Origin of the sequence: Tenuifilum thalassicum (assembly GCF_013265555.1) — a bacterium.
Classification (GTDB): domain Bacteria; phylum Bacteroidota; class Bacteroidia; order Bacteroidales; family Tenuifilaceae; genus Tenuifilum; species Tenuifilum thalassicum.
Map to the genome: position 1 here is coordinate 869,088 of NZ_CP041345.1, position 16,854 is coordinate 885,941.

At 36.2% G+C, this 16,854-nt stretch carries 18 protein-coding genes; 10 read left to right on the forward strand and 8 right to left on the reverse strand.

Going from position 1 to position 16,854, the window contains the following annotated elements; all coding sequences use genetic code 11:
• Window positions 1-90: 90 nt before the first annotated feature.
• The 6 genes from FHG85_RS03570 (at window position 91) to FHG85_RS03595 (ending at window position 6,323) form a co-directional block, all read left to right on the forward strand.
• On the forward strand, window positions 91-759 hold the full coding sequence (locus FHG85_RS03570) for a phosphorylase family protein (protein WP_173073068.1): 669 nt from the start codon (window positions 91-93) through the stop codon (window positions 757-759).
• 3 nt (window positions 760-762) lie between these two features.
• Window positions 763-1,587 carry a 1,4-dihydroxy-6-naphthoate synthase gene (locus FHG85_RS03575; RefSeq protein WP_173073069.1) on the forward strand — a complete coding sequence of 275 codons (825 nt, stop codon included), beginning with the start codon at window positions 763-765 and terminating at the stop codon, window positions 1,585-1,587.
• A 396-nt stretch (window positions 1,588-1,983) separates the two neighbouring features.
• On the forward strand, window positions 1,984-2,595 hold the full coding sequence (locus FHG85_RS03580) for a superoxide dismutase (RefSeq protein WP_173073070.1): 612 nt from the start codon (window positions 1,984-1,986) through the stop codon (window positions 2,593-2,595).
• Between the two features lie 105 nt (window positions 2,596-2,700).
• Window positions 2,701-5,139, forward strand: coding sequence for a tetratricopeptide repeat protein (locus FHG85_RS03585; RefSeq protein ID WP_173073071.1), 2,439 nt, complete (start codon window positions 2,701-2,703; stop codon window positions 5,137-5,139).
• Between the two features lie 13 nt (window positions 5,140-5,152).
• Entirely contained in the window at window positions 5,153-5,740 is a 588-nt protein-coding gene (locus tag FHG85_RS03590; RefSeq protein WP_173073072.1) for a superoxide dismutase, read from the forward strand.
• Between the two features lies 1 nt (window position 5,741).
• Complete coding sequence (locus FHG85_RS03595) at window positions 5,742-6,323, forward strand: nitroreductase family protein (RefSeq protein ID WP_173073074.1); 582 nt, start codon at window positions 5,742-5,744, stop codon at window positions 6,321-6,323.
• Here the strand turns inward: FHG85_RS03595 and amrS are convergent.
• Window positions 6,310-7,320 (reverse strand): AmmeMemoRadiSam system radical SAM enzyme, encoded by a 1,011-nt coding sequence (gene amrS, locus FHG85_RS03600; RefSeq protein ID WP_173073076.1) that lies wholly within the window; start codon window positions 7,318-7,320, stop codon window positions 6,310-6,312. The two genes, FHG85_RS03595 and amrS, sit on opposite strands and share 14 nt — an antisense overlap.
• A gap of 118 nt (window positions 7,321-7,438) precedes the next feature.
• On the opposite strand from amrS, the gene FHG85_RS03605 reads away from it, so the two are divergent.
• Complete coding sequence (locus tag FHG85_RS03605) at window positions 7,439-8,887, forward strand: sodium/proline symporter (RefSeq protein ID WP_173073078.1); 1,449 nt, start codon at window positions 7,439-7,441, stop codon at window positions 8,885-8,887.
• 52 nt (window positions 8,888-8,939) lie between these two features.
• Here FHG85_RS03605 and FHG85_RS03610 read toward each other — a convergent pair whose 3' ends face one another.
• The 5 genes from FHG85_RS03610 to FHG85_RS03630 all read right to left on the reverse strand — a co-directional run bounded on the left by FHG85_RS03610 (window position 8,940) and on the right by FHG85_RS03630 (window position 13,464).
• A complete protein-coding gene (locus FHG85_RS03610) occupies window positions 8,940-10,505 on the reverse strand; it encodes a hypothetical protein (protein ID WP_173073080.1) in 1,566 nt (521 codons plus the stop codon).
• A gap of 143 nt (window positions 10,506-10,648) precedes the next feature.
• Window positions 10,649-11,926, reverse strand: coding sequence for a serine--tRNA ligase (gene serS / locus FHG85_RS03615; protein WP_173073082.1), 1,278 nt, complete (start codon window positions 11,924-11,926; stop codon window positions 10,649-10,651).
• A gap of 89 nt (window positions 11,927-12,015) precedes the next feature.
• Complete coding sequence (gene rpmA / locus FHG85_RS03620) at window positions 12,016-12,276, reverse strand: 50S ribosomal protein L27 (RefSeq protein WP_173073084.1); 261 nt, start codon at window positions 12,274-12,276, stop codon at window positions 12,016-12,018.
• A gap of 18 nt (window positions 12,277-12,294) precedes the next feature.
• The gene (rplU, locus tag FHG85_RS03625; RefSeq protein WP_173073086.1) at window positions 12,295-12,606 is read right to left on the reverse strand and encodes a 50S ribosomal protein L21; all 312 of its coding nucleotides are present in this window, start codon (window positions 12,604-12,606) and stop codon (window positions 12,295-12,297) included.
• Between the two features lie 105 nt (window positions 12,607-12,711).
• Window positions 12,712-13,464: a lysophospholipid acyltransferase family protein gene (locus tag FHG85_RS03630; protein ID WP_173073087.1), complete on the reverse strand. Its 753-nt coding sequence runs from the start codon at window positions 13,462-13,464 to the stop codon at window positions 12,712-12,714.
• A 231-nt stretch (window positions 13,465-13,695) separates the two neighbouring features.
• Here FHG85_RS03630 and FHG85_RS03635 point away from each other — a divergent pair, with 231 nt between their 5' ends.
• Both FHG85_RS03635 and FHG85_RS03640 read left to right on the forward strand, forming a co-directional pair.
• Window positions 13,696-14,034 carry a hypothetical protein gene (locus tag FHG85_RS03635; protein WP_173073088.1) on the forward strand — a complete coding sequence of 113 codons (339 nt, stop codon included), beginning with the start codon at window positions 13,696-13,698 and terminating at the stop codon, window positions 14,032-14,034.
• A gap of 64 nt (window positions 14,035-14,098) precedes the next feature.
• Entirely contained in the window at window positions 14,099-14,647 is a 549-nt protein-coding gene (locus tag FHG85_RS03640) for a hypothetical protein (protein WP_173073089.1), read from the forward strand.
• Here FHG85_RS03640 and FHG85_RS03645 read toward each other — a convergent pair whose 3' ends face one another.
• The gene (locus tag FHG85_RS03645) at window positions 14,648-15,592 is read right to left on the reverse strand and encodes a lipoate--protein ligase family protein (RefSeq protein ID WP_173073090.1); all 945 of its coding nucleotides are present in this window, start codon (window positions 15,590-15,592) and stop codon (window positions 14,648-14,650) included. It lies immediately after the preceding gene.
• Window positions 15,593-15,697: 105 nt separating this feature from the next.
• Between FHG85_RS03645 and FHG85_RS03650 the strand changes: the two genes are divergently transcribed.
• Window positions 15,698-16,105 (forward strand): polyketide cyclase, encoded by a 408-nt coding sequence (locus FHG85_RS03650; protein WP_173073091.1) that lies wholly within the window; start codon window positions 15,698-15,700, stop codon window positions 16,103-16,105.
• Window positions 16,106-16,116: 11 nt separating this feature from the next.
• Here the strand turns inward: FHG85_RS03650 and FHG85_RS03655 are convergent, their stop codons facing one another.
• Complete coding sequence (locus tag FHG85_RS03655; protein ID WP_173073092.1) at window positions 16,117-16,854, reverse strand: biotin--[acetyl-CoA-carboxylase] ligase; 738 nt, start codon at window positions 16,852-16,854, stop codon at window positions 16,117-16,119.

A 16,854-nucleotide genomic window follows, 5' to 3' on the forward strand; every position in this document is an offset into this window, starting at 1 on the left:
CGAACTTTGCCTCGCTTATTTTTGATAAATTTACAAATCAAATTCCATTTAACAATTTTATCTTACTTATGTTTAGTAAACTTTAAAGAATTGAGTACGCAAAAGAGAATATTGTTGGTTTTGGCCTCAAAAAATGAGGTTCCATTTTCCTTATCTGATGGAGCCCAAAGTTTGTATACTATTTCCCTAAATGATATTTACGTTGATGTTTTAATTTCTGGGATTGGTGCTGTGCCCACAATTTTTAACCTTTGTAATGTTGCTAATAATTACGATTTCATAGTAAATGCAGGTATTGCTGGGAGTTATAATTTAGATATTCCTTTAGGAAGTGTTGTTTTAGTCTCCCAAGATTCGCTTGCCGACTATGGTATCGACAGTAATGGGAACTATGTTCATATTGATGAAACACAGTTTTCAAATCCGTCGCAACCTTTAAGGTATTTAACCTGCCCTTATGTAAATAGATTTAACAAAGTTTTTCCAGAAGTATACGGTATTACGCTTTCTACCGTTTCAGGCTCGCTGGAAAGAATTCGTTCTCTTCAGGAAAAGTGGAATGCCGATATCGAAACCATGGAATCGGCAGCAGTTTTTTACTATTGTCTAAATCGTAACATTCCATTTATAGGTGTAAGGGCTATTTCTAACTATGTGGAAACTAGAAATAGGAATGCCTGGAAAGTAGAGCTAGCTGTAAAGAATCTATGGAATGCCTTACCCGATATTGTTAACACAATTATTTTAAATGATTTCTAAACTATGAAGCTTACCCTTAACTTTTCAACTTGTCCAAACGATACCTTTATGTTTTATGCCATGGTAAATGGGATAGTTAATTCAATATTTGAGTTTGAAACCACTCTTGAAGATATTGAGGACCTGAATGTTATGGCATTAAAAGGAGAGCCTGATATAACTAAAATAAGTTTTGGAGTTTATCCTCAATTATACAACGATTACCAGCTCCTCGATGCTGGTAGTGCCTTAGGTGAAGGTGTTGGCCCTCTTTTAGTTTCAAAAAGTGATATAGACATAGAAAATTTACACAGCTACACTATTGCTCTACCTGGTAAGCATACTACAGCGCATCTCCTTTTTAATTTGGCTTTCCCTAAAGTTAAAAATAAAAAGTTCATGTTGTTTTCAAAGGTTGAGGATGCGATATTGGCTGGCGATGTTGATGCCGGAGTCATTATTCATGAATCGCGATTCACCTATGCACAAAAAGGGCTCATTAAGCTAGCAGATTTAGGTGACTTATGGGAAAAGCAATCTGGACTACCTACACCACTTGGTGGAATTGCAGTTCGTCGGTCCTTGCCCGAACAGGTTAAATCCCAAATAAATAAAATGCTCCGCGAAAGCATTGAATTCGCTTTTAAGCACCCCGAAAGCACCTTTGAATTTGTTAGAAAATATGCCCAGGAAATGGACCTTGAGGTTATGAAAAATCATATTGAACTTTATGTTAACAAGTACTCAATCTCATTGGAAAATCAGGGAAGAAAGGCCATTGTTGAGCTCCTGAAAAGATCAATTAGCAATTCTAGCAATATTGATGTAAGTAGCATCTTCATTGTTTAGGGCATTATTTAATCATGTTTAGGAAATATATATCTTTTTAGGCAATTGTTTTAATGAATTGGTTTGCTGTTTAATAAAATCTTTTTAATTTTATTATAAATATCAGGACGATGTGGAATTTATAAGTTTGATGTGAATTTGATGAAAACACCTTTTATTGGAAAAAGAAAATTTTTAAAAGATACAATTTTATCATTGGACCAAAAGTGGTATGTTGAGTATTGGGTAATTCGTTATTACTTCCTTGGTATTGAAGTATATAGGATAAAACGAGAAAAGTTAAAGTACGCCAACGGTAAGAATCACCAGGCAGAAAATAAAAAAAGTTAAATGTTCATTTGAACATTTTTTTTTGTGCCGTGTTTGTAATTTGGAAACAATCTAAATAATAAAAATATGGCTTTTCAACTACCAAAGTTAAAATACGATTATAAGGCTTTAGAACCTTATATCGATGCAATGACCATGGATATTCATTATAATAAACACCATGGTGGTTATACAAACAATTTAAATAATGCTATTGCGGGTTCATCTCTTGAATCACTACCTATTGAAGAAATCCTAAAAGATGCATCTAAGCATTCAGCCGCAGTTAGAAATAATGGTGGTGGATTTTACAACCACACTCTATTCTGGGATATTATGGGACCCAATGGTGGTGGATCACCATCAGGTGAACTTTTAAAGCAAATTGAAAAACACTTTGGAAGTTTCGATGAGTTCAAAGAAACGTTTTCTAACGCTGCAGCAACTCGTTTTGGTTCTGGATGGGCTTGGTTGGTATGGACTGGTGAAAACCTAAAGGTTTTCTCTACACCAAACCAGGATAACCCTTTAATGGATGTTGTTGATATTAAAGGTACTCCTATTCTTGGTTTAGACGTTTGGGAACATGCTTATTACCTTAAATATCAGAACCGAAGACCTGAGTATATTCAGAATTTCTGGAATGTAATCGATTGGAAATCAGTTGAAGAAAAATTTATCATTGCTACTAGTAAATAGATAGCTATGGTTTAAGTTTGGTTTGGTTTATGTTTTGGTAAGCGATCGGATAGTTTTATTCGGTCGCTTTTTTTTGTATTTTTATTGGAAAATTATTTTTTACACATGCGGAGCACATTCTTTATAACCTATTTGGTTGCTTTTATTTTTCAATTATTTAATAATCCAAGCATTGCCCAGCAGAGCGATGAGAAAGTCGATACTGCATATATCAACTCTAAAATTGATATTGTAAAATCGTTAATTGATGTAAGAGAGTTTAATGCTGCAATAAAACTGGCAAAAGAAGCTCGCAAACTTGCAAAACGAATTGATTATACCGATGGTGTTGCATGGTGTGAGTATTACATTGGCGTTTCATATTTTGAGATTACTCCTGTTGATTCTGCTTTTAGCTGGTTACGAAAGGCAAAATCGCACTTTCTATTTTCGGGAAATATTGAGGGGCTTGTATATCTTTACAATCAATTAGGACTTTGCTACAGAAGGACAAACTATAACGATAGTGCAATTTATTACTATAGAGGTGCTGTTGAAAAGGCTGCAACTTTAAACGACTCTGTTAATATATCACAGGGGTTGTATGGGTTGGGGATGGTTTACGTACAGCAAAGTAAATACCCCGAAGCCCTTAAATTATTTCAGGATGCATTTGAAATCCGTCAAAGGCTTGGCGACAAGTATGGGATTGCAGCTGTTTATAATAGTATTGGCCTCTTATTCTGGGAGCAGGGTGTTTATTCTACTTCTTTGGAGATGTTCTACAAAGCCTTACCTCTTCGAGTTGAGCTTAACGACAAAAAAGGTGAGGCTTATCAGCACAATAATATAGGGTTGGTATATAGGGATTTAGGTTATTACGATAAGGCCCTTGAACATCTCAGAAAGTCATGGCAGCTAAAAAGGGAGGTAAACGATACTCGTGGCATTTCAAATACCGTAATGAATATTGGTTCTGTATTCTTACTTCAGGATAAAATTGATAGCGCTTTGTTATATTTTAAGAATGCCCTTGATTTAAAGCAACTGGTTAAAGATAGAGCTGGTATAGCACACATTAATCTCTACCTTGGGGAATCTTACTGTAAACTTAAACTATTTGATAAAGCTGAGTTATACATAAAAGAAGCAATTGAAAATTATAAAGAATTAAATGAGCCTAGGGGTGTAGCCGATGCTCAATTCCATTATGCACTTCTTCTAAAAAGGACAGATAGAACGAGTAAGGCTATAAATCTTTTACTTAAAATTAAAGATGATGCAGAAAAACTTGGTGTTTTAAATATTGCATCAAAAAGTTATAAAGTGTTGTACGATATTTACTCTGAAAAGAATGATTGCAATAACGCTTTAAAATATTACCAAAATTATATTGCCCTAAGAGATTCAATTAATAGTTCTGATGCAATGAGAAAAATTTATGCAACTCAGCTGCAATCAGAATACGATAAAATTGTAAAGCAGCACTTAGAGCAATTCAATAAGCAACTACAAGCCGTTGAGGAACAAAAACAAGCAAGAACTTACTTACTAGTAATAGTTTCTGTGGCTTTTGTAGCACTACTTGGTTTGCTCATTGGTCTGATTTATACCATGAAACAACGTAGGAAGGCTGTTGAAGATAAAGAAAGACAACGGGTTTCAGTTGAAAATCAGCAGAAAGAGTTAATGGAACAGCGCGATGAAATTGAGCGCCAACGAAATCTTGTTATTTACCAACGCGATAGGATTATTAATATGCTAACTGATTTGGGGGAATCTATGGAATATGCCCGAAAAATTCAGCAAGCAATATTCCCTTCCGATAAACAGCTTAGTGAACTATTCCGCGGCTTTTTTGTACTATACCTCCCCAAAGAAACTGTTGGTGGCGATTTTTATTGGGTTGGAAATATATCTGGTAAAATTGGATTTGCTATTGCCGATTGTACTGGTCATGGCGTTCCTGGTGGTTTTATGAGTATGTTGGGAATGTCAATGCTTAATGATATTACTGCTAACTTAAAAGGTGCTACGCCCGGAACGGTTTTGGGAATGCTTCGTGAAAATATTATTAACGCCCTACGCCAAAAAGGTCATGAAGACGACAGCCACGATGGTATGGATATTGCTCTTTGTGCAATCGACCGTGAATCAAGAAATCTTACCTACGCTGGAGCCAATATGTCTATCATTATTAGCACCAATTCAGATGTTGAGGAAAACGAAAGAATTATAAAAATAAGTGATGGGCTTCTTGAGTTTCGACCCGATAGAATGCCAATTGCTTACCATGAGAAAATGGATAAGTTTAACGAGATCTCTATAACTATTCAACCTAACGATACCGTTTACCTCTTTTCCGATGGATATGCCGATCAATTCGGCGGTCAAAAACCAACCAAAAAATTTGGATACCATGCCTTCCGTAAATTAATAGCGGATGTTAAGGATAAACCGCTATATGAACAGAAGAAGATTTTTTACCAAACCCTTGAAAGATGGAAGGGCGAGGAGGAATCCCAAACCGACGATATTCTCATTATTGGTATAAAACCATTTTAAAAATTTTTTAGATATGAAACATGAATTACCAAAACTAAGCTACAACCTTAACGATTTGGGTGTAGCAATTTCAGAAAGAACAATGGAGTTTCATTATGGGAAACACCACCAAGGTTATGTTAACAACCTTAACAATCTAATTCCTGGTACTAAATTCGAGAATGCTTCCCTTGAACAAATTATCATGGAAGCAGATGGGGGAATTTACAACAATGGTGCACAGGTATGGAATCATACCTTTTATTTTGAGGCTTTTAGCCCAAATCCAAAAGAAAAACCCGAGGGGGAATTGCTCAGGGCTTTAGAAAGTAATTTTGGTTCATTTGAGAAGTTTATTGAGGATTTCTCTAAGGCCGCTGCAACTCTTTTTGGTTCGGGTTGGGCATGGCTTGTTGTTAAAAACGATGGTAAACTATCTATTTTGCAAGAGTCAAACGCTGGAAACCCTTTAAGAAATGGGTATAAACCCTTGCTTACTTGCGATGTATGGGAGCATGCCTATTACCTGGATTATCAAAACAGACGTCCTGATTATGTTAAGGAGTTTTGGAAGATTTTAGATTGGAAAGTTATTGAGGAACGGTTTCAAAAACTAAAATAGTATGCTTAGAGAGTTACTTATTCGCAATAGAAGTTACCGGAGATTTCAGCAGAATAAGTTAATTGATATTGATACTCTTAAGGAATTGGTTGAACATACTAGGTTTTGCCCCTCGGGGCGAAACCTACAACCATTAAAATACATCCTTGTTAATACCCCCGATCTTTGTTCAAAGGTTTTTCCAAATCTTGCATGGGCTGGTTATTTAAATGATTGGGACGGTCCATCAGTAGGTGAACAGCCTTCAGCATATATCATTATATTAGAAGACCAGCGACTGACTAAGAGTTCGCAGTGGGATCAAGGAATTGCTGCACAAACAATTATGCTTGGCGCTGTTGAACATAACCTAGGTGGCTGTATAATTGCCTCAGTAAAGAAGGATAGCTTAAGTGCGGTTTTGAAACTACCAGATTATATTGAAATTGTACTTGTTTTGGCCATAGGTTATCCTATTGAAAAGGTGGTTGTTGATGATATAGATTTAAGCGGTGATATTAAGTATTGGCGCGATAATGAGCAAGTTCATCACGTACCTAAACGAAAACTTGACGACTTAATTTGGGCAGTTAATCCAGATTAGCTATCGGTCCGTAACCGCAATTCTTACAGTTTCCTAGGGCATTTAACATTTTAATTTGTGTTGAATAACCAATCCTTTCAATAACCTTTGTTTTACAGGAAGGACAATAGGTGGTTGTTCCTTTTTTAGCATTTTGCAAATTCCCAATATAAACGTATTTTAGATATTGAATAGCAATTTCAAAAAGTTCTTCCAATTTTTCAGCTGGTGTTACGGGCTTATCTAATTTATATGAAGGATAATATCGATTTATATGAAGTGGTGTGTCATCACCTAAATTCTCGGCAATCCATTTAAACATGTTTTTGCACTCCTCAATTGAATCGTTTAGCTCAGGGATGACAAGAAAAGCAATTTCAAGGTGATTCCCATTTTTCTTGATTTTTTCTAAATTTTTCAGTACTGGCTCAATAGTCCCACCAGTAATAGTTTTGTAAAAGTCATCTCTAAATGCTTTTAGGTCAATATTAAATGCATCAATTACATCAAGTAGCTTCATCAATGGTTTTGGGTTGATAAAACCATTTGAAACCATCACGTTTTTTAGCCCTTTCTCCTTTGCAAGAATTGCTGTTTCATACATTAACTCATAAAAAACTGTTGGCTCGTTATAGGTATAGGCTATCCCAATATTTTGAGAAAGCTGACTTGCTCTTTGAACTATCTCTGTTGGAGCCAATTCTCTTGGAGGAATGTTGTGGCCCGGTGTATATTGCGAAATTTCGTAGTTCTGACAAAACTTGCATTTAAGGTTGCAGCCATAACCCCCAATTGAAAATATTTTACTACCAGGGTAAAAATGGTATAGCGGTTTTTTTTCAATAGGATCTAATCCCGCCGATGCAATCACACCAAAATTTAATAGCTTCATCCTTCCCATTTCATTTATTCGGGTTTGGCAAATGCCTTTTTGCCCTACTTTTAGAGAACATTCATGGGGACAGAGTTCGCATATTATTTTATCATTTCCTATTTTTCTAAAGTGTAATGCATCCATATAATAAGCATTTCTAAAGCCAATTTAATAAAATCATTTTGAGAAAATCAAATTATTAAGTTGGAATTAACAATCAGGTTTTAATAACTTTATGGGGCTAACCTAAAACTAAACCGTTATGTCTGAAAATTTACAACTTGCCAGCGTGATGATTGGCTATATGGCTTTGCTTATTGGATGGGGAGTTTTTCATGGTAGAAAGGTAAAAAATAATGCTGATTTTGCAATTGCGGGACGAACGCTACCTGGATGGGTTGCTGCTCTTTCCGAGAGAGCAACCGGAGAATCATCTTGGGCATTGCTTGGCCTTCCTGGAGCCGCTTATGCTATGGGAATTGCTGAGTTATGGACTGCAATTGGGTGTGTATTGGGAATTATAGCGGCCTGGTGGCTTCTTGCCTGGCGTCTTCGCGATGAGGCCGAAAAGTACTCTGCTAATACCTTTTCCGATTATCTGGCCAAACGCCATGGTGAAATGGGAAAATGGATTAGGTTGGTTAGTAGTTCAACCATTGTTTTCTTTTTCTTTCTATATGTTGGTGCACAGTTTTTGGGTGGTGGAAAAACGCTTGATACCATGTTTGGGATTGATCCCAAGTGGGGAATGCTCATCACTGCTTTGGTAATAATCCCTTATACTATATATGGTGGGTTTCAAAGCGTAGTTTACACCGATGTTATTCAGTCGTTGGTTATGATTTTAACGCTTACCGTTGGGCCAATAGTTGGCTTTATTTACCTGGCAAATCACCCTGAGGTTTACTCCCAGTCAATTGTTGTTGCTCTTGAAAATGCAAGCCCTACCCATGCATCCCTTTTTAATGGGCTAAAAGGAGCTGCTGCTGGTATGTTTTTGGTTGGCGGTTTTAGCTGGTTCTTTGGTTATTTGGGAGGGATGCCTCAACTAACAATGCGTTTTATGGCAATTAAAGATGCTAAACAAGCTAAAATGGCTAGGAATATTGGTATTTCATGGACAGTGGTGGCTTATATTGGCGCAATGCTTCTTGGAATGATAGGTCTAGCAATTTTTGGCCCCAATACATTAACCGACAGGGAGTACGTAATGCCTGCTACAATACTTAAGATCTTTCCTCCTGCAATTGCATCTTTGCTTATCACTGGTGCTATAGCTGCAATGATATCAACAGCCGATTCTTTGCTAATACTTTCATCAACAGAACTTAGTGAAAATATTGTTAAACAGTTCAGAAAGGTTTCCGATTCTAAAATAGTACTTCGTCAATCAAGGATTATTACTGCTTTGTTGGCCATTATTGCATTAACAGTTGCTTACATATCGCCTCAAAAAATAATTTTCACCCTTGTAAGCTATGTCTGGGCTGGGATTGGATGCACCTTTTCGGTAGTAATCCTTCTAACACTTTTCTGGAAGAAATTTCATGGTAGAGCTGCTTTATCTGCAATGGTTGCTGGACTAGTTTTTACGATTGTTTGGATAAGCACAGGGATGGATAAAGTGGTTACGGCTAAGCTTGTTAATTTTATTTTTACTGGTTTAGTTGCGGTTATAGCTACTTTTATCTTTAAATCTGAAATCAAATAGAGCTTCTATCAAAAAAAGAGCCCCAAAATGAGGCTCTTTTTTTTGTTTTGGGTTAGAACGTCACTGCTGTTCTAAAACTAATTGTTTTAAAGGTTTCGTCGCTACCTTTAATTGTTCCGTCACCGTTTATATCCTGGAATGTCCATCTATAGTCTATCCCAACAACAGCCCCCTTGTAGTTATAGCCAATGTTGAACCCCATTAATGTACTTGGGGTTTTCCATTGTCTAAAATCTTGAACGTTGTTTTGGATATAATATCCTTTAAGATCGGCAAAGTGAAGCATTTTCTTCAGAGTCTCGCCCATTCTAACTTCTCCGTGTAGAGAGCGAACATGCATTTGATCAGTCCCCATTAGATCTTGATAACCTGCATAACCAACGATGTATCCAAACATGTTCAGCTCAAGGCTGGCGTATATACCATTTAGTTCCTGCTGAATGCTAAGTAGTTTATGCTGTTTGGTTACCACGCTATCTCTTCCAATAAATTGTGCCCTTTCAAGTTCATAGGTGTTGTTGAAGTATCCAAAAAGGAACTCTTTTGATGACCGACGGTACTCTGCCTTAAAGGTTAAAAAGTTTTGTACGTTGCTTGTTCCAAAAATCATTCTAATACCAGGAAGTGCAGCACCCCAACCATATGTTCTATCCTGACCGCGAAGTTGAGTGATGTGAGAGTAAATGTCAAATTTAAAACGCTCTTTTCTTGCAATGGGGATGCCTATATCGAAGCTATAAGCATACATTTTTGAAGCTTGGTTGTTAAGGTTGAAAAGATCAGCCATTCGGGTAGTATCAGATGGAACAAGACCTAACGCAAGGAGTTTCTGATAAGCCTCTTCTCTAGTTGCCCCCCAGAATGGATCGCTTAAAAGATGGTCCCACTGATCAGGGGCTATTTTATCCATCTCTGTTGCCAAAAGTTTGTCTTTAGGAAACAAATCAATGAGATTAGGTACCCCATCTCCGTCTCTATCCTCAAACGCATTGTATTCATTAAGGTCAGCTGCAACCGAAACTCCTAATTCAAGAAATCTTATGGGTCTGTAGAATAGTCGTGTACCAAGTACCATGGCTGGTTTTCGAGGTGATTCAACGAACATTTCTTTCATATCGTTGAAGAAAAACTCACCACCAGCAATAGGCATTCCTTTGTAACGCTCTGCTGGTATCCAGAACGACATTTCACCACCATAACGTCTGCGGGATGGATATTGAACCATGTTTGAATAGCCATTGACAATGTTGGCGTAACCTAGGTAAGTATAATCTAACCCACCAAGCCGGATGTAGAAAGGATCATCTCTTTTCCCGTAGCGGATGTAGTAAATTTTATCAATATAATCCTGCCATTCGTCCCACTCATCCTTTCTGATTTGTCCGTTTTCGTCAAAAAGTAGTTGAATATCCAAACCAAAACCGAACTTTCCTATTGGGATATCAGTTCTTAAAGCAAATTGCTGGTAGTTTTTGCCATCAATATTAACGGCACCAATAATAGCACCTCCCGTTACTCCTGCAGTATCACTCTTTGGTAGTTCTTCCATTTGAGCAAATGCTGCATTAAGCATAAAAACTGAGATGCTAGTAAACAATACGTTTCTGATTGCTCTCATATTTGTTAGTTTTAGGTTGAGTTTTAGCATTAGCCATAAGTGCTCTCAAAAATAGATTTAAAATCATTTAACACAAATCTTAGGCCAAAATATAGCATAAAAAAACTCCTTGAGAAATCAAGGAGTTTTTTTAATGGTGGTTTTTAAAGGCTAATCTTATCAAATCCGCAATATGATTGTAATGCTTTTGGTATTTTAATTCCTTCAGGTGTTTGGTTGTTTTCAAGTAATGCGGCAACAATCCTAGGAAGAGCAAGCGAACTCCCATTTAATGTGTGGGCAAGTTGTGCTTTTTTATCACCTTCCTTTTTAAAGCGAAGCATCATCCTGTTTGCCTGGTACGATTCAAAGTTAGAAACTGAACTTACCTCAAGCCATTTATGCTGTGCTGCCGAGAAAACTTCAAAATCGTAAGTCAGGGCCGATGTAAAGCTCATGTCTCCACCGCAAAGTTTAACAATTCTATAAGGAAGTTCAAGTTTCTGAAGTAACCCTTCTACGTGTTGAACCATTTCCTCTAATGCCTCATACGATTTATCTGGGTGCTGAATTTGAACAATTTCAACTTTATCAAATTGGTGCAGCCTGTTTAACCCCCTTACATCTTTTCCGTACGACCCTGCTTCACGTCTAAAACAAGGGGTGTAAGCGGTAAGCTTTATGGGTAACATTGCTTCGTGCAATATTACATCGCGGTACATATTAGTTACAGGAACTTCTGCTGTTGGAATCATATAAAAACCATCGGCTGTTATATGGTACATTTGCCCATCTTTGTCAGGTAATTGTCCTGTACCGTAAGCAGAATCCTCGTTTACCATATGAGGGGGCTCTACCTCCTCATAGCCTGCATTGGTATTATAATCAAGAAAAAAGTTTATTAGTGAGCGCTGTAATCTTGCACCTTTACCTCTGTAAACGGGAAATCCACTTCCTGTAATCTTAACACCTAATTCAAAGTCAATTAGATTATATTTTGATGCTAAGTCCCAATGGGGTAGGGCTTCTTCGTGCAGTTCAGGTTCTACTCCTCCTGTACGAATAACAACGTTGTCTTGTGCGCCAACACCTTCAGGTACCGATTTGTGAGGCAGATTTGGTATTTGTAAAAGAAGATTTCTTAGCTCTTCTTCTACTCCTTTTAGCTCTTCCGATAACTTTTTGGATGTTTCCTTTAGTTCTACTGTTTTAACTTTAGCTTCGTTAGCCTCCTCTTTTTTCCCTTCTGCAAAAAGTTTACCTATCTCTTTAGCTATTTTATTCTGCTCTGCTTGAGTTGAATCAAGTTGTAGTTGTATAGCTTTTCGATTGTCGTCAAGCTCTATTATCTTATTAATAATAACTGTGCCATCGAAGTGCTTTACGGCAAGCCTTCGGATAACCTCATCGGTGTTTTCTCTAATTTGTTTTAGGGTTAGCATAGCCTTCTAATTTAGTTAAAACAAAAATCTCCTGTCAATACATAGGCATTGCACAGGAGATCAAAATTATGCAAATTTTAGAAAATAAACTACTGCTCAACTGGTAAAACAGAAACGTAAGATTTGTTGTCGGCTTTTTTCCTAAAAGTAACCACACCGTCAACCAATGCATATAGGGTGTGATCCTTACCTATACCAACGTTTAATCCTGGGTTATGCTTAGTTCCTCTTTGGCGAACAATAATGTTACCAGCTTTTGCAAACTGACCACCAAATAGTTTTACACCTAAACGTTTGCTGTGCGATTCACGACCATTTCGGGAACTACCAACTCCTTTTTTGTGTGCCATGGCTTAGAATATTTTTTGTTATGCTACAATTTCAGAAATTTGAATTTGGGTGTAATTCTGACGATGACCCCTTTTTACCTTATAACCTTTACGGCGTTTTTTCTTGAAAACGATAACCTTATCGCCTTTTACATGACCAAGTATTTTTGCAGTTACTGAAGCATTTTCAACCTCAGGGGTACCTACAAGAACCTTACCCTCATTTTCAACTAGCAAAACCTTGTCGAATTTTACCTCAGCACCTTCCTCTCCTTCAAGAAGGTTTACAAAGATCTTCTGATCTTTTTCTACTTTAAACTGCTGTCCTGCAATATCTACAATAGCGTACATCGTATTTAGTATGAATTGTTTGACAATAATTTGGGCTGCAAAGGTATGAAAGATTAATTAATTGTCAAATATATAGTAAAACTTTTTTCTAGTTTATGTAATTTTCTATTCATTATACTTATTTGGGGCCAAACGCTCATGCTCTTCTCTAATGATTTGGTTTACTTGTTTTGTAAGCTGATCTGTTGTGAGTGAAAGAATTTGTTCAACAGGAATGGGGTCTAAAACTTTTATTGTTAGCTTTTGAAAAAGGTTAACAATACCTGGTTTTGGGAGTATATCTTTTGAACCCTCTATTACAATAGGTACAATTGGAACCTTTGCTCTCTGTGCTATTAAGAATGCACCCTCTTTGAAACGTCCTACTTTGCCATCTTTTGATCGAGTTCCTTCAGGGAAAATAAGGATTGAACTACCTCTATTTATGTGCTTCAAACTATCTAAAACCATTTTTTTTGCGCTTGCTGCACTAGCTCGGTCAATTAAGATACATCTATTCAGTATGAGGTTCCAACCAATTACAGGGACCCTTGATAGTTCTCTCTTTGCAACCCACTTGAAATGCCTATTAATTCGATATAAGAGAACAATGTCAAATGCACTTTGATGATTAGATACTATAACATATGGCCTATCCTTAGAAATCTTCTGTAGACCTATTACATTTATTTTCCAGCCTGGATTTATCCAGACATAAAACAGTGCCCATACGGTAGAGTACTTGTGCAGCCAAAACAGTCGTTTGTCCCACCAAAATGTTAGCAACCAAACAATAAAATCGCCTATGAATAGTATTGTTGCTGTAATGGCAACAAAAACCCATAAAAGAAATGATATTAAATAGTTAAGGACATTCATCTTTAGTGCATTTTGACACCACAAAAATAGCGATGTTTTACAAGTTTGCCATTCTTTTCTTAAATTAGCTGTTAATATTTTGATGTGTTCATGTCATAAAATTAACACATTGATTGATTTTGAACTTTCATGACAGCATTTCTTAAGAACCTAATATATAAGGAGTTGTTTTCTGATTAAAGGGTATTTGTATAAATATTGATGATCAATAAGAATAATAAACACTAACCAATGAAACCATTAAAGTTTTTAGAACCTTTTTCTTACTGGTTATCTCGATTGGCACTTGCAGCCTATCTTATATTCACTAGTGTTAAAGCTTTAACTGAAACTCCAATAAACCGCTTGAGTTTTTACATCTCACTTGTAATGATAATACTTGCAACTTGTATTGTAATAGGTAGTTTTTTAAGAAAGCAGAGTTTAACCGTTCTTGCTGCAATATCTATAGCTATCATTCTAATCTATAACTTTGTAATTGCTTGGCCAATTGTTTTGAATAGCATCTCCATATTAAAATTTCTGGTTTTAGCGTCTGTTCTTTCAATAGCTAGTAGGGGAAACAATTAATTTTTCTATTTTTTTGATGATTAACATTATGGCATTACCTTTGTAGTTGAAAATAAAAAGAGTAATGATGGTTAGATTAGTAATTAGTTTTTGTTTAGTTTTTATGAGTCTAGCTTCTTTTTCGCAAGAAGTTTTAGATACTGTTATATTAGTTAGTAATAGAAAAATCGTTTGTAACGTTAAGTCAGTAAGTTCAAGTAAAATAACAATAGTACGCAAGGATAAAACTACCCCTGAATCATTATCTAGAAAGCAAATTCATAAGATTCTTTACTCTAATGGTCGCGTTGAAAAATTCAACGATTTAGCCTTTGCAATGATTGATGAAACAAGTTTCCAGGCTGTCGTAATAACAGACAACCCTGCAGATGTTGATGGGCTATACGTATATGGTAAAGTTGAGGCCGTATCAAGTAAAAGAAGCAGAAATGCGAAATCGGCTGAGAAAAATGCACGAATAAGATTACAGCGAAGAGCTGCAGCCCTGGGAGCAAACTATGTCCTTGTCACTAAAAGTGAGAGTAGGGGAGGTTATCGCGAAGTACCAACTCACTACTACGAAGGTATTGCTTATGGATTTGAACCCCCTAAAAAAGAAAATAATACACCATAGCTAGATAAGATTTTCTGATTTTAAACCATTAATCTGAAAATCGGATAAAATCTTTTCAACACTTTCAAGTGTATGCTCTTTGCCAATTAGGTTTGCAAAGAGTTTTTTTAAGCTACTATTATTGATTTCAGAATTGTTCAACTGAATCTCTGAAATTATACCATCTTGTATGATGATTTTAACAGGATTTCCATTGATCTTGGTTATGTACTCATAGTTAGAGTTGTAGCCGTAATTCCATTCAAACTTTTTGTATTTTGACTCAATTAGCTCATTTATTGCTTTTACGTCATTTTGGTTCAGTTTGTGGTTGCTTGTTATTCCATACCACTCCATTAGATGATTAGCCAATAGACTAGTAAATGCTTCGCAGCTTAGCTTGTTTGAAAGCAATTCTTTTATATTTTCGGTTTTCGATCTATTTGAACGAACCGCTTTGTCGTTATAGTTGTTTTCATTTGATTTCAATGACTGTTCTAAGTTATATAGATTGGTTTCATATAGTAAAGTTCCATGATGCAGCACCCTGTTTTTATATACGTGTTCTGCGTTACCCGAAACCTTTAGGCCATTTATTGATATCTCATTCTTTGGGCCTAATGTTGCATCTAAACTTAAAGATTTCAGAAAATCAATTACTGGGCTAGTGTATTTTTGAAAATTTATCAGGTTGCCTGTTTCTCCGTTATGAATAAAGCTAAAGTTCACATTACCTAAGTCGTGGTAAACTGCACCTCCACCTGAGATTCTTCGAACAACTTGAATACCATTCTCTTTAATGAACTTATGGTTAACTTCTGCCATTGTGTTTTGGTGTTTCCCAACAATTACAGATGGATAATTGCGATAAAGAATAACAAATTCTTCATTATAATTTTTTAATAGATGTTCTTCTGTGGCTATGTTAAAATATGGGTCAGTTGATTCCTGTAGAAATATTTTCATTTCAACAATTTACTTTGTGTTCTCAGAACATAAAACGAAAAACCTAATTAAATGGTTCGATAACTCTTTATTGTTTTCTATTTTTGCATGGCAAAACTAGAAAACATGACAACCTACGAAAGCAAGATAGTTGCAGTAAAAAAGAGGGCGGAAGATATATTTAGAGTCTTAGCCGATTTTAGAAACTTTTCTCCTATTGCCCAGGATAAGTTGGAGAATTGGAGTGCCAATGAGGATAGTTGCTCCTTTTCATATAAGGGCATGGGGCCATTTGGCATTAAAATTATTGAACGCGAAGAGTTTAAAACCATTAAATTTACCGGTGACGAAAAGTTGCCAATGCAATTTTTCATGTGGATTCAACTTAAAGAGGTTGCCCCTTACGATACGCGTTTAAAAATAACAGTGAAAGCTGAGCTGAATATGATGATGAAAATGATGGTGGGAAAAAAGTTGCAGGAAGGCATTGACGCGCTAGCCGATGGTATTGCTACTGCTTTTAATGCTTTATAGTTTTAAGGTAATCAGATAACAAAGCCAATCTCTTTAAAGGCAAAACGTTTAACTTCGCCACTTTTAGTTTGAAGCACTAGTTCTCCTGTTGGCTCAACATCAACAATTTTTGCTTCAAACTTTGTAGTTCCTGAAAGGTATGTGAAATATTTATCTTTCCGGTAGATCCTATTAAGATAATCTTTGTCAATATCATAATTTTGCCCTTGCTCTAGCATGGCAAATCTTCCCTTAAAACATTCTAGGATTTCTGCTAAGCATAATTCTAAATCTATTTCGTTACCATTCTCAACTTTGAGTGAAGTTGGATTTGGCAGTTCATCTGAAAATTCATCTTGATTAATATTAATCCCAATCCCTATAATTGATGTATTGATATATTGTGTGCTAAAACTGTTCTCAATAAGTATTCCTGCTATCTTTTTGTCATCTACATATATATCGTTTGGCCATTTGATTTTAACTCTGTTTTTTTCAATGTATGCCGAAATCCAATCGGTTACAGATAGAGCTGTTATCTTAGAAAGGTAAAACTGCTCAACTACTGATAAAAAAGTTGGACGGGTAAGTATGCTAAATGTTAGGTTTTTTGACTTTTCGCTCTCCCAAGTATTCCCTCTTTGTCCTCTGCCAAATTCTTGATATTCAGAAACAACTACTGTACCGTGAGCAGCTCCTTCGCTAGCCAGGTTTTGACATACATCGTTTGTTGATGTTACCTTTTTGTATCTAATAACTTTGAAAACCAC